This window comes from Streptomyces sp. ME19-01-6, assembly GCF_033793745.1.
Classification (GTDB): Bacteria; Actinomycetota; Actinomycetes; order Streptomycetales; family Streptomycetaceae; genus Streptomyces.
Map to the genome: position 1 here is coordinate 68,012 of NZ_JARAXF010000017.1, position 16,261 is coordinate 84,272.

Sequence of the window (16,261 nt, forward strand, 5' to 3'; positions counted from 1 at the left end):
TGCGGTCGCTGCGGGTGCGTGCGGACAAGAGTTCGTCGTCCCTGCGGGGGTCTCGGGAGGCCGGGGCCTCGGCGTACGTGGTCGTGGCGGGTGGGGCCCGCCGTGCGATTGTGCCTCACCCGCACCGGGCGCCGCATGGCGAGCCCCGCCCCGGGGCGGGTGATCGCGCCAGGGGCGCCCGGCGTACGCCGCGCGTTCTCAGAGCTCGCTCGTCGCGTCCCTCTTCTCGGGACGGGGCTCAGACGGGCGGGCCAGCTCGTGGCTGAGCTGTTCCAGCTCGCTGCCGCCCGCCATCTGGCGGGTCAGCTCGTCGAGCTCGATCTCCGGCTTGAGGTGGCTGCCGGCCATCGTGCCGCGCTTGAGGAGGACGAAGCGGTCGCCGACGAGGTAGGCGTGGTGCGGGTTGTGGGTGATCAGAACCACACCGAGGCCCGCGTCGCGGGCGGCCGCGACGTACTTGAGCACCACGCCGGACTGCTTGACGCCGAGCGCCGCCGTCGGCTCGTCCAGGATGAGCACCTTGGCGCCGAAGTGGACGGCGCGGGCGATGGCCACGCACTGCCGCTCGCCGCCGGAGAGGGTGCCGATGGGCTGGTCGACGTCGCGCAGGTCGATGCCCATGCGCAGCAGCGCCGCCCGCGTCGTGGAGCGCATCGTCTCCACGTCGAGCCGCTTGAGGGGGCCGCGGCCCTTCCGGGGCTCGGAGCCGAGGAAGAAGTTGCGCCACACCGGCATCAGCGGTACCACGGCGAGGTCCTGGTAGACCGTGGCGATGCCGCGGTCCAGGGCCTCGCGCGGCGAGCCGAGCCGGGCCTCTTCGCCCTCGATGGTGAGGCTGCCCGCGTCGTGCCGGTGCAGCCCCGCCATGATCTTGATGAGGGTGGACTTGCCCGCGCCGTTGTCGCCGAGGACACAGGTGATCTCCCCGGCGTGCACTTCGAGGGAGACGCCCTGCAGCGCCTTGACGTTGCCGTAACGCTTGCTGACGTCGCGCAGCTCGATCAGCGGCGTCCGGGTAGAGGTGTCTGTCGTGGTCATTTGCTGGCCTCCGCCCGCTTGCGAACCCACCAGTTGAGCATCGTGGCGAGCAGCAGCATCGCGCCGAGGAAGAACTTGAACCAGTCCGCGCTCCACTGCGCGTACACGATGCCCTTGTTCGCCATGCCGAAGATGAACGCGCCGACGGCGGCGCCGATCGCCGAGCCGTAGCCGCCGGTCAGCAGACAGCCGCCGATGACGGCCGCGATGATGTAGAGGAACTCGTTGCCGACGCCCTCGCCGGACTGGACGACGTCGTAGTTGAACAGCAGGTGCTGCCCGGAGATCCAGGCCGCGAAGGCGACCCCCATGTACAGCCCGATCTTGGTGCGCTCCACGGGCACGCCGACCGCGCGGGCCGCCTCCTTGCCGCCGCCCACCGCGAAGATCCAGTTGCCCGCGCGGGTGCGCAGCAGGATCCAGGTGGCGAGCGCGACCAGGCCGAGCCACCACAGGACGGTGACCTGCAGATCGACGTCCCCGATCGTCAGGTGCGAGGCGAAGACCTTCTGGGCTTCGGGAAAGCCCTCCATGTCGGCGATGGTCTTGGTGGAGACCGTCTCGCTGATCAGCTTGGTGAAGCCGAGGTTGCAGCCCTGGAGGATCAGGAAGGTGCCGAGCGTGATGATGAAGCTCGGCAGCCCGGTGCGCACCAGCAGAAAGCCGTTGAAGAACCCGATGGCGAGGGTGGCCAGCAGGGACACCCCGATGCCGACCCAGACGTTCGCCGTCATCTGGTACGAGAACATCGACGAGATCAGCGCGGAGGAGGTGACCATCACCCCGGTCGACAGGTCGAACTCGCCGCCGATCATCAGCAGCGCGACCGGCGTCGCCATGATCCCGATGGTGGAGGAGGCGTACAGCACCGTGCTGAAGCTCGACCACTGCAGAAAGCTGTCGGCGACGACCGAGAAGAAGACGAAGACCGCGACCGCGCCGACGATCGCGCCGAGCTCGGGGCGGCCGGCCAGGCGGCGCGGCAGCGAGCGGCGGACCATGCGCTCGTCTTTGGTCACCGGCGGCGCGTCAGCGCTCATCGGGTCCCCCGCTTGGTGTACTTGGCCAGCTCGGCGGCGTCGTCCTTGGTGATGATCTGGGGGCCGGTGAGGACCGGTTGGCCGCCGCCGAGGACATCGGCGTTGTAGTGGTAGAGCCACAGCAGGTCCACGGCCTCGTAGCCCTGCAGGTACGGCTGCTGGTCGACGGCGAAGCCGAGGGTGCCGTCCTGGAGCGACTCGGCGACCTTGGCGTTGAGGTCGAAGGTGTCGATCTCCACCTCGCTGCCCGACTGGTCCGCCGCCTTGGCGGCGGTGGCCGCGAAGGGCGCGCCGAGCGTCACCACGGTGTCGATGTCCTTGTCGGACTGGAGCCTGGCCTCGATCGAGGATTCGACGTCGGGCATGTTGGTGCCCTCGGGGTAGATCTTGTCCACCTTGCCGTCGAAGGTCTTCTCGACGCCGTCGCAGCGCTGCTCATGGCCGACGTTGCCCTGCTCGTGCAGCACGCACAGGACCTTCTTGCGGCCCCGCTTGTTGAGCTCCTCGCCGACCGCCTCGCCCGCGATGGTCTCGTCCTGGCCGATGTGGCTGAGCGCCCCGAAGGACTTGGACTCCGCCGACCCGGAATTGACGGTGATGACCGGTATGCCCGCCTTCTCCGCCTTCTTGATGACGGTCTTCATGGCATCGGGCTTGGCGAGCGTGACGATCAGCCCGTCGACCTTCTGGTCGATGTAGGTCTGGACGAGCTGGGCCTGCTCCTTGCCCTCTTCGTGGTGGGCGTAGAGGAACTTGACGTTGTCCTTGACGGCGGCCTGCTCGGCCCCGCTCTGGACGATGTCCCAGAAGGTGTCGCCGTCGCCGGAGTGGGTGACCATGGCGAAGGTCATCCTCGGGGTGTTCACCGCCGCCCGCCCCGAAGCGTTCGCCGCCCTTTCGGCCCGCTCCTCGGCGCGCTTGCCGCCCGTACTGCTGCATCCCGCCGAGGCGAACCCCAGCACCGCCGCAAGCACGGCAGCGGTCAACGCACGTGCCCCTGTCCCAACCCTGGCCACGAAGACCCAGCCCTTCTCGAAGACGTCCCGTTTCGGCGGCGTCCGGGCATGCCTGAGCGGCCCGGGCGCCGCCCAAGTATCCGTCACGGTGCACGGTCGGGGTCCAGGGGGTGTACGGCGGGGATCCGGGGGATTCAGGGGCGGTTTCTCTTCGGGCGGCCTTTCAGGGACGTACGAGCAGCTGGAACTCGAAGGAGTAGCGCGAGGCCCGGTAGGTGTGCGAGCCGAATTCGACGGCCCGGCCGGTGTCGTCGAAGGCCGTCCGCTCCATGGTCAGCAGCGGCGCCCCCTCCGGCTCGCCCAGCTGCTCGCCCTCCTCCGCGGTGGCGGCGCGGGCGCCGACCGTCTGACGGGCGCTGTGCAGGGTGATCCCGGCCGCGCGCATCAGGCGGTAAAGACCGGTCTCCGCCAACTCGGCGCTGTCCAGCTTCAGCAGGCCCGCCGGGAGGTGGTTGCACAGATGGGCCATGGGCTCGCCGTGGGCCAGGCGCAGCCGCTCGATCAGCACGACGTCGGTGCCCTCGGCGACCCCGAGGGCCGCGGCGACCTCGGCGGTCGCGGGCTCGGTGGTGTTGCGCAGGACGCGGGTGGCGGGGCGCTGGCCCGCGGTCTCCAGGTCGTCGTAGAGGCTGCTCAGCTCGAGCGGGCGCTTGACCTGGCTGTGCACCACCTGGGTGCCGACGCCGCGGCGGCGCACCAGCAGCCCCTTGTCGACCAGCGACTGGATGGCCTGGCGGACGGTGGGACGGGACAGGCCCATCCGTCCGGCCAGGTCTATCTCATTTCCGAGCAGGCTGCCCGGGGCCAGCCGCCCCTGCTCGATCGCCGCCTCGAGCTGCTGGGACAGCTGGTAGTACAGCGGGACGGGGCTGCTGCGGTCCACGCTGAACTGCAGCGGCTCCGCTGAGCCGGAGGAGTCTTCTTCCTGCATTGCCACGGGGCGAGCGTAGCCGGATGAGCACATGACGGGAAGTCGTGAAGTTCTGTTGTCCGGACAAATTACGCACAACTCATCCGAGATCGCCGATAACGCCGGCGGCGCCGCTCTTGTCACCGCTGCCGTCACCGCCACCGGTGCCTTCGGGGACGTGCAGCCAGCACAGGGCGCGGTGCCCGGGGCCCACCTCGGCCTCCGGCGGCCGGCGCGCACAGGCGTCCATGGCCAGCGGGCAGCGCGGCCGGAACCGGCAGCCGTCCCCGACCACGATCTCCCGCCGCTCGGCGTCCCGCCGCGCCCGCGCCGCGAGCCGGGCGACCCGCGCCGCGCGCGCCTCCTCCCGGTTGGTTCCGGAGCCGGTCGCGGCCGAGGCGAGCAGCTGGGTGTAGGGGTGCTTGGGGGCGAGGATCACCTCGTCGCTGGGGCCGCGCTCGACGATCTCCCCCCGGTACATCACCATCACCTCGGAGGAGAAGTGGCGCGCGGTGGCCAGGTCGTGCGTCACATACAGCAGGGCGAGACCCCGCTCGTCCTTGAGCCGGTCCAGCAGGCCCAGGATCTCCAGCCGGATCGAGACGTCCAGCATCGACACCGGCTCGTCCGCCAGCAGCACCTCGGGCCCCGGCGCGAGCGCCCGGGCGATGGCCACCCGCTGCCGCTGTCCGCCGGAGAGCTCGTGCGGGCGCTTGCGGGCCACATCGGCCGGGGGCGTCAAATTCACCGACCGCAGCAGCTCCTCCGCCTTCTGCCGTACGTCGTCCCCGCGCCGCGCCTTCCCGTTGACCAGCAGCGGCCGGTGCAGATGGTGGCCGATGGTGTGGGCCGGGTTGAGGGAGGCGAACGGGTCCTGGAAGACCATCTGGACGGCGCGCCGGTAGTCCGCGCCACGGGTGCGGCGCGCCCCGCCGAGCCGAACCGCCCCGGCGGTGGGCGTCACCAGCCGGGACAGGGCGCGTACGACGGTCGACTTGCCGCTGCCGCTCTCCCCCACCAGCGCGAGGGTGCGCCCCGACTGAAGGGCGAAGGAGACCCCCTCGACCGCCCGGAAGGGCCGCCTGCCGGGCTGTGGGAAGTCGACGGTGAGCCCGGTCACCTCCAGTGCGGTCACGGCTGGCTCCCTTCGTGCAGCCCCGCTGCCGTGGCAGCGGCATGGGCCGGGTCGTGCAGATGGCAGGCGGCGTAGCCCCCGCCGGGCAGCGGCACCGGGCGCGGGGCGACCGTGCGGCACGGCTCGAACGCCCGCTCGCAGCGGTCCGCGAACGGGCACCCGGTCAGCTCCTCGCGCAGGTCGGGGGGCGAGCCGGGGATACCGCGCAGCGCGCGCCGCTCGCCGGTCAGCTCGGGGAAGGAGCGCAGCAGCCCCTGGGTGTACGGGTGGCCCGCGCCCTCCGCGATGCGGTCGCTCGGCCCGTACTCGACGATGCCGCCCGCGTACATCACCGCCAGCCGGTCGCTGATCTCCAGCAGCAGGGACAGGTCGTGGGTGATGAAGACGACGCTGAAGCCCAGCTCCTCGCGCAGCCGCTCCACCTCGTCGAGGATCTCCCGCTGCACGACCACGTCGAGGGCGGTCGTCGGCTCGTCCATGATGACGACCTCGGGTTCCAGGGCGAGCGCCATGGCGATGACGACGCGCTGGCGCATGCCCCCGGACAGCTCGTGCGGGTAGGCGCGGACGCGGGCGGGGTCGATGCCGACCATGTCGAGGAGGGCGCGGGCGCGCTCATGGCGCTCGGGGCCGGACATGCCGGGCCGGTGCGCGCGGAAGATGTCGTCGAACTGCCGGCCGATGCGGGTCACCGGGTTGAGGGCGTTCATCGCGCTCTGGAAGACGATGGACAGCTTGTTCCAGCGGAAGGCGCGCAGCGCCTCGCCCTCCAGCGTCAGCAGGTCGCTCTCGCCGCCGTCGCGGCCGTGGAAGGTCACGGAGCCGGCGGTGAGCCGGGCGGGCGGCTGCAGGCAGCGGGCGACGGCGTACGCGAGGGTGGACTTGCCGCAGCCGGACTCGCCCGCGATGCCCAGCAGTTCGCCGCGGCGCAGTTCGAAGCTCACGTCGCGGACGGCCCGGGTCGGGCGGGCGCCGCCGTACGCCTCGTACGTGACGTCGATGTGCTCGGCGCGCAGCACGGTGTCGTCTCTCGCAACGCTCTCGTTCACGGCGCTGTCGCTCATCGCGCTTCCTTCCGCTTGCGCGGGCGGCGGGTGCGCAGCCGCGGGTCCAGGACCTCGTCGAGGCCGAAGCTGACGAGGGACAGGGCGGTGCCGAGGAGGGCGATGCACAGCCCCGGTGGGACGAACCACCACCAGGCGCCGCCGGCCAGGGCCTCCGCGTTCTGGGCGAAGTAGAGCATCGTGCCCCAGGTGAGGTAGGAGGGGTCGGCGAGGCCGAGGAAGGCCAGACCGGCCTGGGTGAGCACCGCGAAGATCACCGCGTGGATGAACTGCGAGACGATGATCGCCAGTTCGTTGGGGAGGATCTCCACGAGCACGATCCGCCACCGCTTCTCCCCGTAGACACGCGCGGCCAGGACGTAGTCGCGGGTGCGCAGCGAGAGGGTCTGGGCGCGCAGCACCCGGGCGGAGGCGGCCCAGCTGGTCAGGGCGATGACCAGGATGGTGGAGAAGACCCCGTCGCCCTTGACGTACGCGGCGACCACGATGACCAGTGGCAGTCCGGGGATGACCAGGAAGACATTGCTGATCAGGGAGATGGTCTCGTCGGCCACGCCGCCGAGGAAGCCGCCGCCGATGCCGATGACGACGGAGACGACCGTGGCGATGACGGCGGCCGCGGCGCCGATCAGAAGGGTGCCGCGGGCGGAGACGACGAGCTGGGCGAAGACGTCCTGGCCGGTCTGGGTGGTGCCGAGCCAGTGCGCCCCGGAGGGGCCCTGGCCCAGGTCGACGCTGACCGCCTCGGGGTCGTCGGCGAGCCACGGGCCGATCAGCGCGGTGAGCGCGAAGACGACGAGGACGCCGAGGCCGAGGGCCAGCCGGCGGGAGCGCAGCGCCAGGCGCAGCAGGCCGCGTCCGGCCGCGGGGCGTTCGGGGGCGATCGTGGCGGTGGGGAGGGTGGCGGTCATCGGGCCTGCCTGGTCCGGGGGTCGACGAAGCCGTACACCAGGTCCACCAGGAAGTTGGCGGCCAGCACGGCGAAGGTGATGACGAGGAAGACCGCCTGCATCAGGGGGTAGTCGGTGTTCTCGACGGCCTGGAGCAGGGTGAAGCCCATGCCGGGGTAGGAGAAGACGATCTCCATGACGAGCGAGCCGCTGACGATGAAGCCGAGCGAGATGGCGAATCCGGCGACCGAGGGCAGCACCGCGTTGCGGGCCGCGTAGCCGACCATGACGGTGCGCGGGCGCAGCCCCTTGGCCTCGGCGGCGGTGACGTAGTCCTCGGCGAGGGTGGAGACCATCATGTTGCGCATCCCGAGCATCCAGCCGCCGACCGAGCTGAGCACGATGGTGGCGGCGGGCAGCACCGCGTGTTCGACGGCGGAGGAGAGGAAGTCGCCGTTGAGCCCCATGTCCAGGGTCTCGTCGTAACCGCCGCCCAGCGGCAGCACGCCCCACACCTGGCTGAAGAGGTAGAGGAGCAGCAGCGCGAGCCAGAAGTAGGGGACGGCGGAGAGGAAGGTGGTGGAGGGGACGAGGGAGTCCAGCCAGCTGCCGCGCCGCCAGCCGGCGAGGGTGCCGAGGGTGAGGCCGAGGACGAAGCTGATCAGGGTGGCGGCGCCGACGAGGACGAGCGTCCAGGGCAGGGCGTCGCTGAGGACATCGGTGACGGGGCTGGGGAAATAGGTGACCGAGAGCCCGAAGTCCAGGTGGACCACGGAGCCCAGATAGTCCCAGTACTGGGTCAGGATGTTGCCGTGGCTCAGGCCGAGCATGCTGGCCAGGGCCTCTTCCTGGCCCGGCTGTACGGGCCCGGACTGCGCCATCCGGGCCAGCATCAGCTGCACCGGGTCGCCGGGGATGAGCCGGGGCAGGAAGAAGTTGACGGTGACCGCCATCCAGGCGGCGACGGCGTAGAAGCCGAGCTTTCTCAGGACGTAGCGCACGCTGCCGCGCCCTTACTTACCGGATTTACCACTGGCGGGCTTGATACGGGCGGCCACCCAGCCGCCGTCCGGGTCGAGCCAGATGGAGGCGGCCGCGTAGAGGTTGTCCTCGGTGGGATATCCGGTGACGCGGTTGCCGTTGAACTCCTGCTCGTTCTGGGCGTAGAAGAGCGGGATGGCCGGCATGTCCTTGATAAATTCCTGCTGGATCTTGTAGTACCAGGGCTTCTGCTTCTTCGGGTCCTTGGTGGAGGCGATCTCGTCCAGGGCCTTGTCGACAGTGGGGTTGGAGTAGCGGCCGAAATTGCCGACGTTGGTGGATTCACCGATCTTCGGCGGAATGGTGCTGTCCAGCAGCTGGGCGTAGTAGGCGCGCGGGTCGGGGGTGTAGCCGCTGTTGTCCAGCAGCATCTCGAACTGGCCGCGGGCACGGTTGTTGGACCACTGCGCGTAGGACTCGGCCTTGACGACGAGTTCGATCCCGGCCTTCTTCAGCTGCTGCTTGGCCAGCTGGGCGACGCTGACGTAGTCGGTCCAGCCGGAGACCAGCTCGACGGTCACGGACAGCTTCTTGCCGTTCTTCTCCCACATGCCGCCCGACTTGGTGTACCCGGAGGCGGTCAGATACTGGTCGACCTTGCCCTGACCGGTCTCGATCACGGCGTCCTTCAGGGACGGGTCGAGCACCGACTCGTAGTTGGGGAGCAGCAGCGCCATGGGGTTGGCGACGGGCGCCTGGCCGTCGTACACGCTCCTGTTCATGAACTCGCGGTCGAGGGCGGCGCTGATCGCCTTGCGCACATTGACGTCGGCCGTCGGGCCCTGCTTGGCGTTGGGCATGAAGAACGTCGTCGCCAGGGGGATGTTGACGAGTTCGAAGTTCTTGTCCTTGGCGAGATAGTTCTTCTTGATGTCGGGGATGAAACCGCCGCCCCAGTCGATCTGCCCGGAGGTGACCGCGGCCGTGACGGCGCTGTTTCCGGTGAAGGACCGGTACCGCATGACCTTGAAGTGCGGAAGCCCCTTGAAGTAATAGTCGTCGCGGGCGACCAGATCCATGGTCATGCCCTTGACGGATTTCACCTTCCACGGGCCGGTGCCCACCGGGTTGGTGTTGAGCGTGGTCGCTCGCTCCTTGACCGGGATCTTCGACCAGATGTGCTTGGGCAGCATCTTCATCTTGCCGAGGATGAAGTATTCCTTGGTGTAAACGGACTTGGAGAACTTGATCAGCGCCGTGTCCTTGCTCTCGGCGCTCGCCGAGACGATGGGAAGGGCGTACTGATTCTGCGCCTTGTTCTCCTTCGCCATCTGGAAGGTCCAGGCGACGTCCTCGGCCGTGAACGGCTTTCCGTCGTTCCAGGTGGCATTGGTGCGCACCGTGACCCGGAGCGTCTTGCCCCCGTCCGCCCAGGTGTACTTGGTGGCCAGCCACGGCTCGATCTCCCCGGCCTTCGCCGCGTTCATGTGGAACAGCGGCTCGTAGATCATCCCGTGGGTCGCCTGGAGGGGCTGCGGGGCGAACGGGTTGAAGTTGCGGACGAAGTTGCCCGTGGATCCCGTGGCAACGGTCAGCACTCCGCCCGAGCCGGCGTTGTTGCTCTTGCCCCCGCCGCAGGCGGCGAGTGTGACGGTGAGCGTGAGCGCGGCCCCGGCGGCGAGCGCGCGGCGCGGACCGGCCGTTGTCCTCGAGATCATGGGTTCCCCTCGCTGTGCGGGTCGAAGCGGTGCGGGTCGAGCCGTGCGGGCCGTACTGTGCAGGCCGAACCATGCGGGTTCAAAGGGCGAATGCCGGACGTGGTCCGCGCACCCCGGCGCCGCGAAATTAAGGGCCCCGGAGGAGGGTGTCAAGAGGAGTGACACGGCACCCTCGCTGAACCGCGCTAGTCGAACCCGTCGAACTTCCAGGTCCCGGCCCAGAACCGCAGCACAGAGCCGGAGTTGAATGATCAAGACCGTCGGGCGGGGATGCGTACGAACCTTGTCCGAAGTGTTGACACTAAACCGGTAAAGCCGTTCACTGCTTGCTGCGCGGCACCGCCCGTCCGCACCGGGCCGCATCCCTGACTGCCCCCTGCCTGAGGGAGAGTTCGCAGATGCAGCGCACGTCCGCACGGCTGACCGTCGGCGACCACCCCGTCATCTGGCTCGGCGCCAACTACTGGTCACGCACCGGCGGCCCGCTGATGTGGCGCTCGTACGACCCGGATGTGGTCGACGCTGAGCTGCGCGTGCTGCGCGACCACGGGCTGAACATGACCCGGTCGTTCTTCTACTGGCCGGACTTCATGCCCGACCCCGACCGCCTCGACGAAGAGATGTGCGCGCGCTACGCCGACTTCCTCGACCGCCACCAGGCGCTCGGCATGACCACCGTCCCCACCTTCCTCGTCGGCCATATGTCCGGCGAGAACTGGGACCCGTCCTGGCGCGGCGACCGCGACCTGTACAGCGATGTGTGGCTGGTCTCCCGCCAGGCCTGGTTCGCCCGCGAGACGGTGCGCCGCTTCGCCGGCCACCCCGCGGTGGCCGGCTGGCTGGTCTCCAACGAGATGCCGATCTACGGCCGCCGGCCCGGTGTGCGGTCCGACGCCGTGCCCGCGGAGCGCGAGGCGGTCGCGGCCTGGGCCCAGATCGTCGTCGACGCCGTACGGGCCGGCGGCGGCACCCAGCCCGTCTCGCTCGGCGACGGCGCCTGGGGCCTGGAGAACTCCGGCCACGACAACGGCTTCCGGCTCCAGGACACCGCCGACCTGTGCGACTTCCTCGGCCCGCACGTCTACCGCATGGAGAACGACCCGGTCCGGCAGCACTACGCCGCCGCCTGGGTGTGCGAGCTGACCGGCACCTTCCAGCGCCCGGTCGTACTGGAGGAGTTCGGCGTCAGCTCCGACTTCGCCTCGGGCCCCGGCGCCGCCCGCTACTACCGGCAGACCCTGCACAACAGCCTGCTGGCCGGGGCGACCGGCTGGGTCGCCTGGAACAACACCGACTACGACAACCTGAGCGAGCAGCCCCCCTACCGCCACCACGCCTTCGAGATGCACTTCGGCCTCACCGACACCGCCGGCACCCCCAAGCCGCAACTGCGCGAACTGCGCGCCTTCTCCGAGGTGCTGAGCGCGGTGGACTTCTCCCGCTGCCACCGTGCCGACACCGACACGGCCCTGCTGGTCTCCTCCTACCTCGACACCCTCTACCCCTTCACCCGCGCCGAGGACCGCTCCTACGTCCAGCAGACCGGCCGCCAGGCCTGGGTGGCCGCCCGACTCGCCGACGCCCCGGCGGCGGTGGTGCGCGAAAGCGGCGGCGCGCTGCCCGCAGACGTACGGCTGTGGCTGGTCCCCTCCACCAAACAGCTCCTCTCCCCCACCTGGTACGAGCTGGAGCGCCGGGCCCGGGACGGCGCCACCGTCTACGTCTCGTACTCCCCCGGCGCCCACGACGAGCAGCGCGGCCCCTGGTACGCCCATCTCAACGAGCTCTTCGGCGTCCGCCACCAGCTGGAGTACGGCCTGGTCGACCCGATCGAGGACGACGAGGTGACCTTCACCCTCACCCGCGCCTTCGGCACCCTCCCCGAAGGCGCCCGGCTCACCTTCCGCGCCGCGGGCACGGAGAACAGCCGCGTCTTCCTCCCCGTCGAACCCGACGGCGCGCAGGTCCTCGCGGTCGACGGCCACGGCCGCCCCGCGCTGCTGCTGCGCGAGACCGGCGAGGGCTGCGTGGTCTTCTGCACCTACCCGATCGAACACATGGCGGCCGTCACCCCCCGCGTCAACCCCGAGGCCACCAGCACGCTGTACGACGCCCTCGCCGCCCACGCCGGCGTCCGCCGCCCGGTCACCACCTCCGACCCCCGGGTCGCCGTGGACCGCCTGGTCCACGAGGACGGCCGGGTCTTCGTCTGGCTGGTCAGCCAGGCCGGCGAGGAGCTGTCCGTGAAGCCGGCGGTGGCCGACGGCAGGCTCACCACCTTGGACGGCTCCCCGGCGGACACGGTGATCCTGGCGCCGTACGGGGTGCGGGTGCTGCGGCTGCACAGCTGAAACCGGCAGGGCCGCCTGGCCGCGCAGCCACGGCGAGGGGCGGCGGCGCGGCCCCGCGCTGATCGGGACATGCGGCGCTTCGAGCGGCCCCGCCGGCCGGGGCGTCACCGAGGAACATCCCCGCCACCGCAAGCCGACTCCGAACTGCCGCCCTAAAGTCCAAGGCCGTGAAGTTACGGGTCGGGCGTGGTTGTCGCGAGGGCCGTGATCTGCGGGTTCGCGGGACGCGAGAAGCGGAGCCCCGGCAGAACTGGCAGTCGACCAAGACAAGCCGTTCAAGGACCGGAGGCTCCGCTGTCCGGACAGTCTGCCATCACGCGCGTCGCCACGGCGGCCGAAGGGCACGCATCTATACCTGCACCGCGTGCGGAGCCGTCTCCCCCAGGGACAAGAACTCCGCCCGCGTCATGCTCATCCGGGCAGGTCTGAACCCGGCCGGTGCCGAGGGCGTAAGACTCGACCGCACGCAGTGCGGCCAAGCAGCCTGAGCCACAAATCCCCCGTCAGGGGGAGCAGTCAATTCATCCACTCCTGCTCGTACTTGGCGTACGTGCCGTCGTGCGTGGCCAGGTGCACCCACTGGTCGACGTACTCCTTGAACTGCCCGTCGCCGCGCGGCAGGGCATACGCCTTCTCCGAGAAGGAGAAGGGCTTGTCGGGGTGGACGGCGCACAGCTCCGGGTGGATCTTCGCCTGGTAACGGGTCTCGCTGGCATCGGTCATCATCACATCGGCGCGGCCCGCGATGATCTCGTCGAAGATGGTGGTGTTGTCCGGGTGGACGGTGAGGGTGGCCCGCTTGATGTGGTCCCGGGCGAACTGCTCATTGGTGCCGCCCGGGTTGACGATCACCCGCACGCCCGGCTGGTCGATGTCCTCCAGCGTCTGGTACTTCTGCTCGTCCTCGCACCGCACCACCGGGGTCTTGCCGTCGGTCAGATACGGCTCGCTGAAGTACGCCTTACGGGCCCGGGCCAGGGTCACCGACACCCCGCCCATACCGACGTCACAGCGCCCGGCGGCCAGGTCGTCGACCAGCTTGGCCCAGGTCGTGGCCACGAAGGCGGGCTTGGCGTCCAGGCTCTTGGCCAGGTCGCGGGCCATGTTGATGTCGACGCCGGTGTAGTCGCCGGTCTTCGGGTCGCGGTAAGTGAAGGGGCGATAGTCGCCCGTGGTGCACACGCGCAACACGCCGCGCTCGGGCACCCGGTCCAGCAGGGTGCCGCGCTGGTGCTTGACCGCGGCCGCGGAGGCGGGCGCGGAGGCGGGACCGGCGGCCAGGGCGGAGCCGGCGGCGGTGGCGGCCAGCACGGCGGCCAGGGCGGACAGCGTGACGGAACGTCGCATGGCGACTCCTTCGCACAGGCCGCGGCGAGCGGCACGGGGACGGCGCACACAGGGCGCGTGATCACAGCGCGCTCAGGGTGGCAGAAGAGACCGCCAGGCGGAACCCATTGATCACCTGCTGAAACGCCACCCCGGCCCACGCCGCGTCAGCGGCGTCGGCCGGGGCGGCGTCAGGGGGCCTCGGCCGGGGCGACGTCCTGCAGCCGGGCGAGGAGCTCGGCGGCGCGCTTGGCGACCACGTCCCGGTCGCCTTCCGACAGCGCCGAGCCCATCCCGCAGGCGACCGCTCCGGCGGCGATCCAGTCCGGGGCGTCGGCGACGGTCACCCCGCCGGTGGGCAGCAGGGCGGCCTGCGGCAGCGCGGCCCGTACGTCCTTGACCCAGCGGGGGCTGTGGGCGGAGGCCGGGAACAGCTTGAGGGCGTCCGCGCCCAGCTCCAGCGCGCGCACCATCTCGGTGGGCGTGGCGACGCCGGGGAAGACCGGCAGACCGTAGCGGTGGCCGGTGCGGATCACCTCCGGGTCCAGGCTCGGGGAGACCAGGAAGCGGGCACCCGCGTCGACCGCCATCCAGGCTGAGGCGGCGTCCAGCACCGTGCCCGCGCCGATCACCGCCTCGTCACCGACCTCACGGACCAGGGTGGTGATGGCCTCCAGAGCGAAGGGGGTGGTCAGCGATAACTCCACGGTGGTGAGGCCGGCGGAGAGCAGGGTGTCCGCCGCCGCGGTCGCTTGGTCATAGCTGTCGCTGCGGATGATGGCGAAGACCCGCTGTGCGAGCGCGGCCTTGGTGATCTCCCAGCGGTACACGGCAATTCGCCGCCTTTCCTCTCAGAAGGGTCTCCTGGAGATGCCGCCCCGTAATGCCTCCGGGATATGCGGCCTTTCGCTGTGCGCTTGTCGGTGTGGGGGGAGCATGGCGTGCGGGGCGCTGTGGGGGTGAGGCCCGGTCAATGGCGGTGCGCGGTGGGCGGTATCGGCCTCTCGGTGCGTCGGTGCGGGGAGGGACAGGGCGCGGGCTCAGCGGTGGACGGAGTCGACGCCGTCGGCGAACGCGGCCAGGGCCCGCTCGCGCCCCGCCGCGGTGGGCAGCCCGTCCGTGTCGGTCGCGGTCTGGACGACCAGCGCGGCGACGCAGGCGGCCTCGGCGAGCGCCCGGGGCCCAGCCAGCCCGCGCAGCCGCCCCGACAGATACCCCGCGGCGAAGGCGTCTCCGGCGCCCACGGGGTCGGTGACCGGCACCGGATAGGGTGGCTGGTCCCAGCGGCCGTCCGCCGTCACGGCGGTCGCCGAGCGATCGGCACGCTTGATGACGACGGTGTGCGCCCGGCCGTCCAGCAGCTCCGCCGCGGCCTCGTCGGCGGATCTGGCGGTCAGCAGCTCCAGCTCGTCCTCGCCCGCGAGGACGAGATCGGCCTCGCGCAGCAGCCGCCCGGTCGTCTGGGCCCACTGCGCCGCGCCGCCCAGCTTGCGCCGCACATTCGGATCGAAGGAGACCTCTGCCCCGGCGGCACGGGCCAGCTCGACGAGCCGGTCGGTGGCGGCCGCCGCGGTCGGCGACAGCATCGGGGTGATCCCGGAGAGATGCAGCAGCCGGGCGCCCCCGATAGCCTCGGCCGGTATGTGCTCGGGCGCGAGCCGGGAGCCGGCCGAGCCGGAGCGGTAGTACTGCACGTCGATGGCGCGGTGCGGATGGCTGTCGCGCAGCAGCAGCCCGGTCGGGCCGTGCTCGTCCACCCCGGCGAATGCCACATCCACGCCGTCGGCCCGCAGCTCGCGCAGCACGGCCTGGCCGGCCGGATCCGCGCCCACGCGGCCCAGCCAGCGGACGCGGTGGCCGAGCCGGGCCAGGCCCATGGCCACATTGGACTCCGCTCCGGCGACCGAGCGGCGGAAGTGCACGGCCAGCTCCAGGGGAACCCCGGGCTCGGCGAGCAATAACAGCATCGCCTCACCGCATGTGACCACTTCAGGGCCGCTCGCCACCGGTGCCTCCCCTTGCTCCCCGCACGTCCCCTTCTCCTGGAAACGCTACCGGGCGGCACCGACAGAGACCCCCGCGGGGTTCAGGACAGTTCTTGGACCGTCAAAACCCTTCGTACGCGATGCCGTTCCGGCCGATGTGCGGAAGCGGACGCACAACGCGGCGGCCGCTGCCTGCGAGCAGGCAGCGGCCGCTGTGCGGGGGGTGGCGGTCTTCGGTGGTCAGCAGCTGTGGTCCACCAGGTCGAACGAGGCGTAGTGGTCGGCGGTGTAGTAGTCCTCGTCCGTCTTCTTCCCGGTGACGATGCGGCGCGCGCCGCGGGTGTCCGAGCCGGGGGTCTTGACGGTGTACTCGTGGTAGTAGCCGCTGGACTGGGCCGGAAGGATGCCCTCCCGGTTCTGGAAGACGGTCCCGTCCTGGGGGTACGGGAAGGGGCCGCCGGACTCGATCAGGTCGAGCGTGTCATGGGCCTGCGACGGCAGGTCGGAGTAGCAGATGTTGCCGACGGCCGCGATCTGGAGGACCGACGAGGCGGTCTGGGGCGCGAGGGGGGTGGCCGTGGCGGACGCGACGGCCGAACCGCCGATGAGAAGGCTCGACGCGAGGGCGCCGAGCACACCGATGCGGGCGATCCGTGGGGGGATTCTCATGCCTCACAGCATGACGCGCGTAGACCCTGACATGTCAATGCCAAGTCGCAGGAGTTTCCCCGGACTTCACAGAACCCGCGCGAAGCGCCGGGAGAAGTGATGAAGACGTGATGCCCGCGCCACCTTCGACATTTGCCT

General features: G+C 70.6%; 14 protein-coding genes and 1 pseudogene. 2 read left to right on the top strand and 13 right to left on the bottom strand.

Annotated elements, in window-relative coordinates; all coding sequences use genetic code 11:
• Positions 1 to 198 precede the first annotated feature (198 nt).
• From PV419_RS31125 to PV419_RS31165, 9 genes are all read right to left on the bottom strand, one after another.
• On the bottom strand, positions 199 to 1,038 hold the full coding sequence (locus PV419_RS31125) for an ATP-binding cassette domain-containing protein (protein WP_319694632.1): 840 nt from the start codon (positions 1,036 to 1,038) through the stop codon (positions 199 to 201).
• Positions 1,035 to 2,078, bottom strand: coding sequence for an ABC transporter permease (locus tag PV419_RS31130; protein WP_319694634.1), 1,044 nt, complete (start codon positions 2,076 to 2,078; stop codon positions 1,035 to 1,037). Before PV419_RS31130 ends, PV419_RS31125 begins: the two co-directional genes overlap by 4 nt.
• On the bottom strand, positions 2,075 to 3,064 hold the full coding sequence (locus tag PV419_RS31135; protein ID WP_319694635.1) for a sugar ABC transporter substrate-binding protein: 990 nt from the start codon (positions 3,062 to 3,064) through the stop codon (positions 2,075 to 2,077). Before PV419_RS31135 ends, PV419_RS31130 begins: the two co-directional genes overlap by 4 nt.
• A gap of 193 nt (positions 3,065 to 3,257) precedes the next feature.
• Positions 3,258 to 4,025, bottom strand: a complete 768-nt coding sequence (locus PV419_RS31140) for a GntR family transcriptional regulator (RefSeq protein WP_319694856.1) — start codon at positions 4,023 to 4,025, stop codon at positions 3,258 to 3,260.
• Positions 4,026 to 4,104: 79 nt separating this feature from the next.
• On the bottom strand, positions 4,105 to 5,139 hold the full coding sequence (locus PV419_RS31145) for an ABC transporter ATP-binding protein (protein ID WP_319694637.1): 1,035 nt from the start codon (positions 5,137 to 5,139) through the stop codon (positions 4,105 to 4,107).
• The gene (locus PV419_RS31150) at positions 5,136 to 6,203 is read right to left on the bottom strand and encodes an ABC transporter ATP-binding protein (protein WP_319694638.1); all 1,068 of its coding nucleotides are present in this window, start codon (positions 6,201 to 6,203) and stop codon (positions 5,136 to 5,138) included. The genes PV419_RS31145 and PV419_RS31150 overlap by 4 nt, the downstream gene beginning before the upstream one ends.
• The gene (locus PV419_RS31155; RefSeq protein WP_319694640.1) at positions 6,200 to 7,114 is read right to left on the bottom strand and encodes an ABC transporter permease; all 915 of its coding nucleotides are present in this window, start codon (positions 7,112 to 7,114) and stop codon (positions 6,200 to 6,202) included. The genes PV419_RS31150 and PV419_RS31155 overlap by 4 nt, the downstream gene beginning before the upstream one ends.
• Complete coding sequence (locus PV419_RS31160) at positions 7,111 to 8,094, bottom strand: ABC transporter permease (protein ID WP_319694641.1); 984 nt, start codon at positions 8,092 to 8,094, stop codon at positions 7,111 to 7,113. The genes PV419_RS31155 and PV419_RS31160 overlap by 4 nt, the downstream gene beginning before the upstream one ends.
• A 12-nt stretch (positions 8,095 to 8,106) precedes the next feature.
• Entirely contained in the window at positions 8,107 to 9,792 is a 1,686-nt protein-coding gene (locus PV419_RS31165) for an ABC transporter substrate-binding protein (RefSeq protein WP_319694643.1), read from the bottom strand.
• A 398-nt stretch (positions 9,793 to 10,190) separates the two neighbouring features.
• On the opposite strand from PV419_RS31165, the gene PV419_RS31170 reads away from it, so the two are divergent.
• Together PV419_RS31170 and PV419_RS31175 are read left to right on the top strand one after the other, a co-directional pair.
• The gene (locus tag PV419_RS31170) at positions 10,191 to 12,143 is read left to right on the top strand and encodes a cellulase family glycosylhydrolase (RefSeq protein ID WP_319694644.1); all 1,953 of its coding nucleotides are present in this window, start codon (positions 10,191 to 10,193) and stop codon (positions 12,141 to 12,143) included.
• A gap of 344 nt (positions 12,144 to 12,487) precedes the next feature.
• Positions 12,488 to 12,598, top strand: a pseudogene (locus tag PV419_RS31175) (RNA-guided endonuclease TnpB family protein); the annotation flags it as partial.
• 61 nt (positions 12,599 to 12,659) lie between these two features.
• On the opposite strand, the gene PV419_RS31180 reads toward PV419_RS31175, so the two are convergent.
• From PV419_RS31180 to PV419_RS31195, 4 genes are all read right to left on the bottom strand, one after another.
• Entirely contained in the window at positions 12,660 to 13,490 is an 831-nt protein-coding gene (locus PV419_RS31180) for a transporter substrate-binding domain-containing protein (protein WP_319694645.1), read from the bottom strand.
• Positions 13,491 to 13,660: 170 nt separating this feature from the next.
• Complete coding sequence (locus PV419_RS31185) at positions 13,661 to 14,299, bottom strand: bifunctional 4-hydroxy-2-oxoglutarate aldolase/2-dehydro-3-deoxy-phosphogluconate aldolase (RefSeq protein WP_319694646.1); 639 nt, start codon at positions 14,297 to 14,299, stop codon at positions 13,661 to 13,663.
• 210 nt (positions 14,300 to 14,509) lie between these two features.
• On the bottom strand, positions 14,510 to 15,475 hold the full coding sequence (locus tag PV419_RS31190; protein WP_319694647.1) for a sugar kinase: 966 nt from the start codon (positions 15,473 to 15,475) through the stop codon (positions 14,510 to 14,512).
• Positions 15,476 to 15,694: 219 nt separating this feature from the next.
• On the bottom strand, positions 15,695 to 16,123 hold the full coding sequence (locus tag PV419_RS31195) for a ribonuclease (RefSeq protein WP_319694648.1): 429 nt from the start codon (positions 16,121 to 16,123) through the stop codon (positions 15,695 to 15,697).
• Positions 16,124 to 16,261 lie beyond the last annotated feature (138 nt).

Bases quoted from the DNA above. Each gene is read 5' to 3' on its own strand.
- PV419_RS31125 (WP_319694632.1), bottom strand. From the start codon at position 1,038: ATGACCACGACAGACACCTCTACCCGGACGCCGCTGATCGAGCTGCGC.
- PV419_RS31130 (WP_319694634.1), bottom strand. From the start codon at position 2,078: ATGAGCGCTGACGCGCCGCCGGTGACCAAAGACGAGCGCATGGTCCGC.
- PV419_RS31140 (WP_319694856.1), bottom strand. From the start codon at position 4,025: ATGCAGGAAGAAGACTCCTCCGGCTCAGCGGAGCCGCTGCAGTTCAGC.
- PV419_RS31150 (WP_319694638.1), bottom strand. From the start codon at position 6,203: ATGAGCGACAGCGCCGTGAACGAGAGCGTTGCGAGAGACGACACCGTG.
- PV419_RS31155 (WP_319694640.1), bottom strand. From the start codon at position 7,114: ATGACCGCCACCCTCCCCACCGCCACGATCGCCCCCGAACGCCCCGCG.
- PV419_RS31165 (WP_319694643.1), bottom strand. From the start codon at position 9,792: ATGATCTCGAGGACAACGGCCGGTCCGCGCCGCGCGCTCGCCGCCGGG.
- PV419_RS31170 (WP_319694644.1), top strand. From the start codon at position 10,191: ATGCAGCGCACGTCCGCACGGCTGACCGTCGGCGACCACCCCGTCATC.
- PV419_RS31180 (WP_319694645.1), bottom strand. From the start codon at position 13,490: ATGCGACGTTCCGTCACGCTGTCCGCCCTGGCCGCCGTGCTGGCCGCC.
- PV419_RS31195 (WP_319694648.1), bottom strand. From the start codon at position 16,123: ATGAGAATCCCCCCACGGATCGCCCGCATCGGTGTGCTCGGCGCCCTC.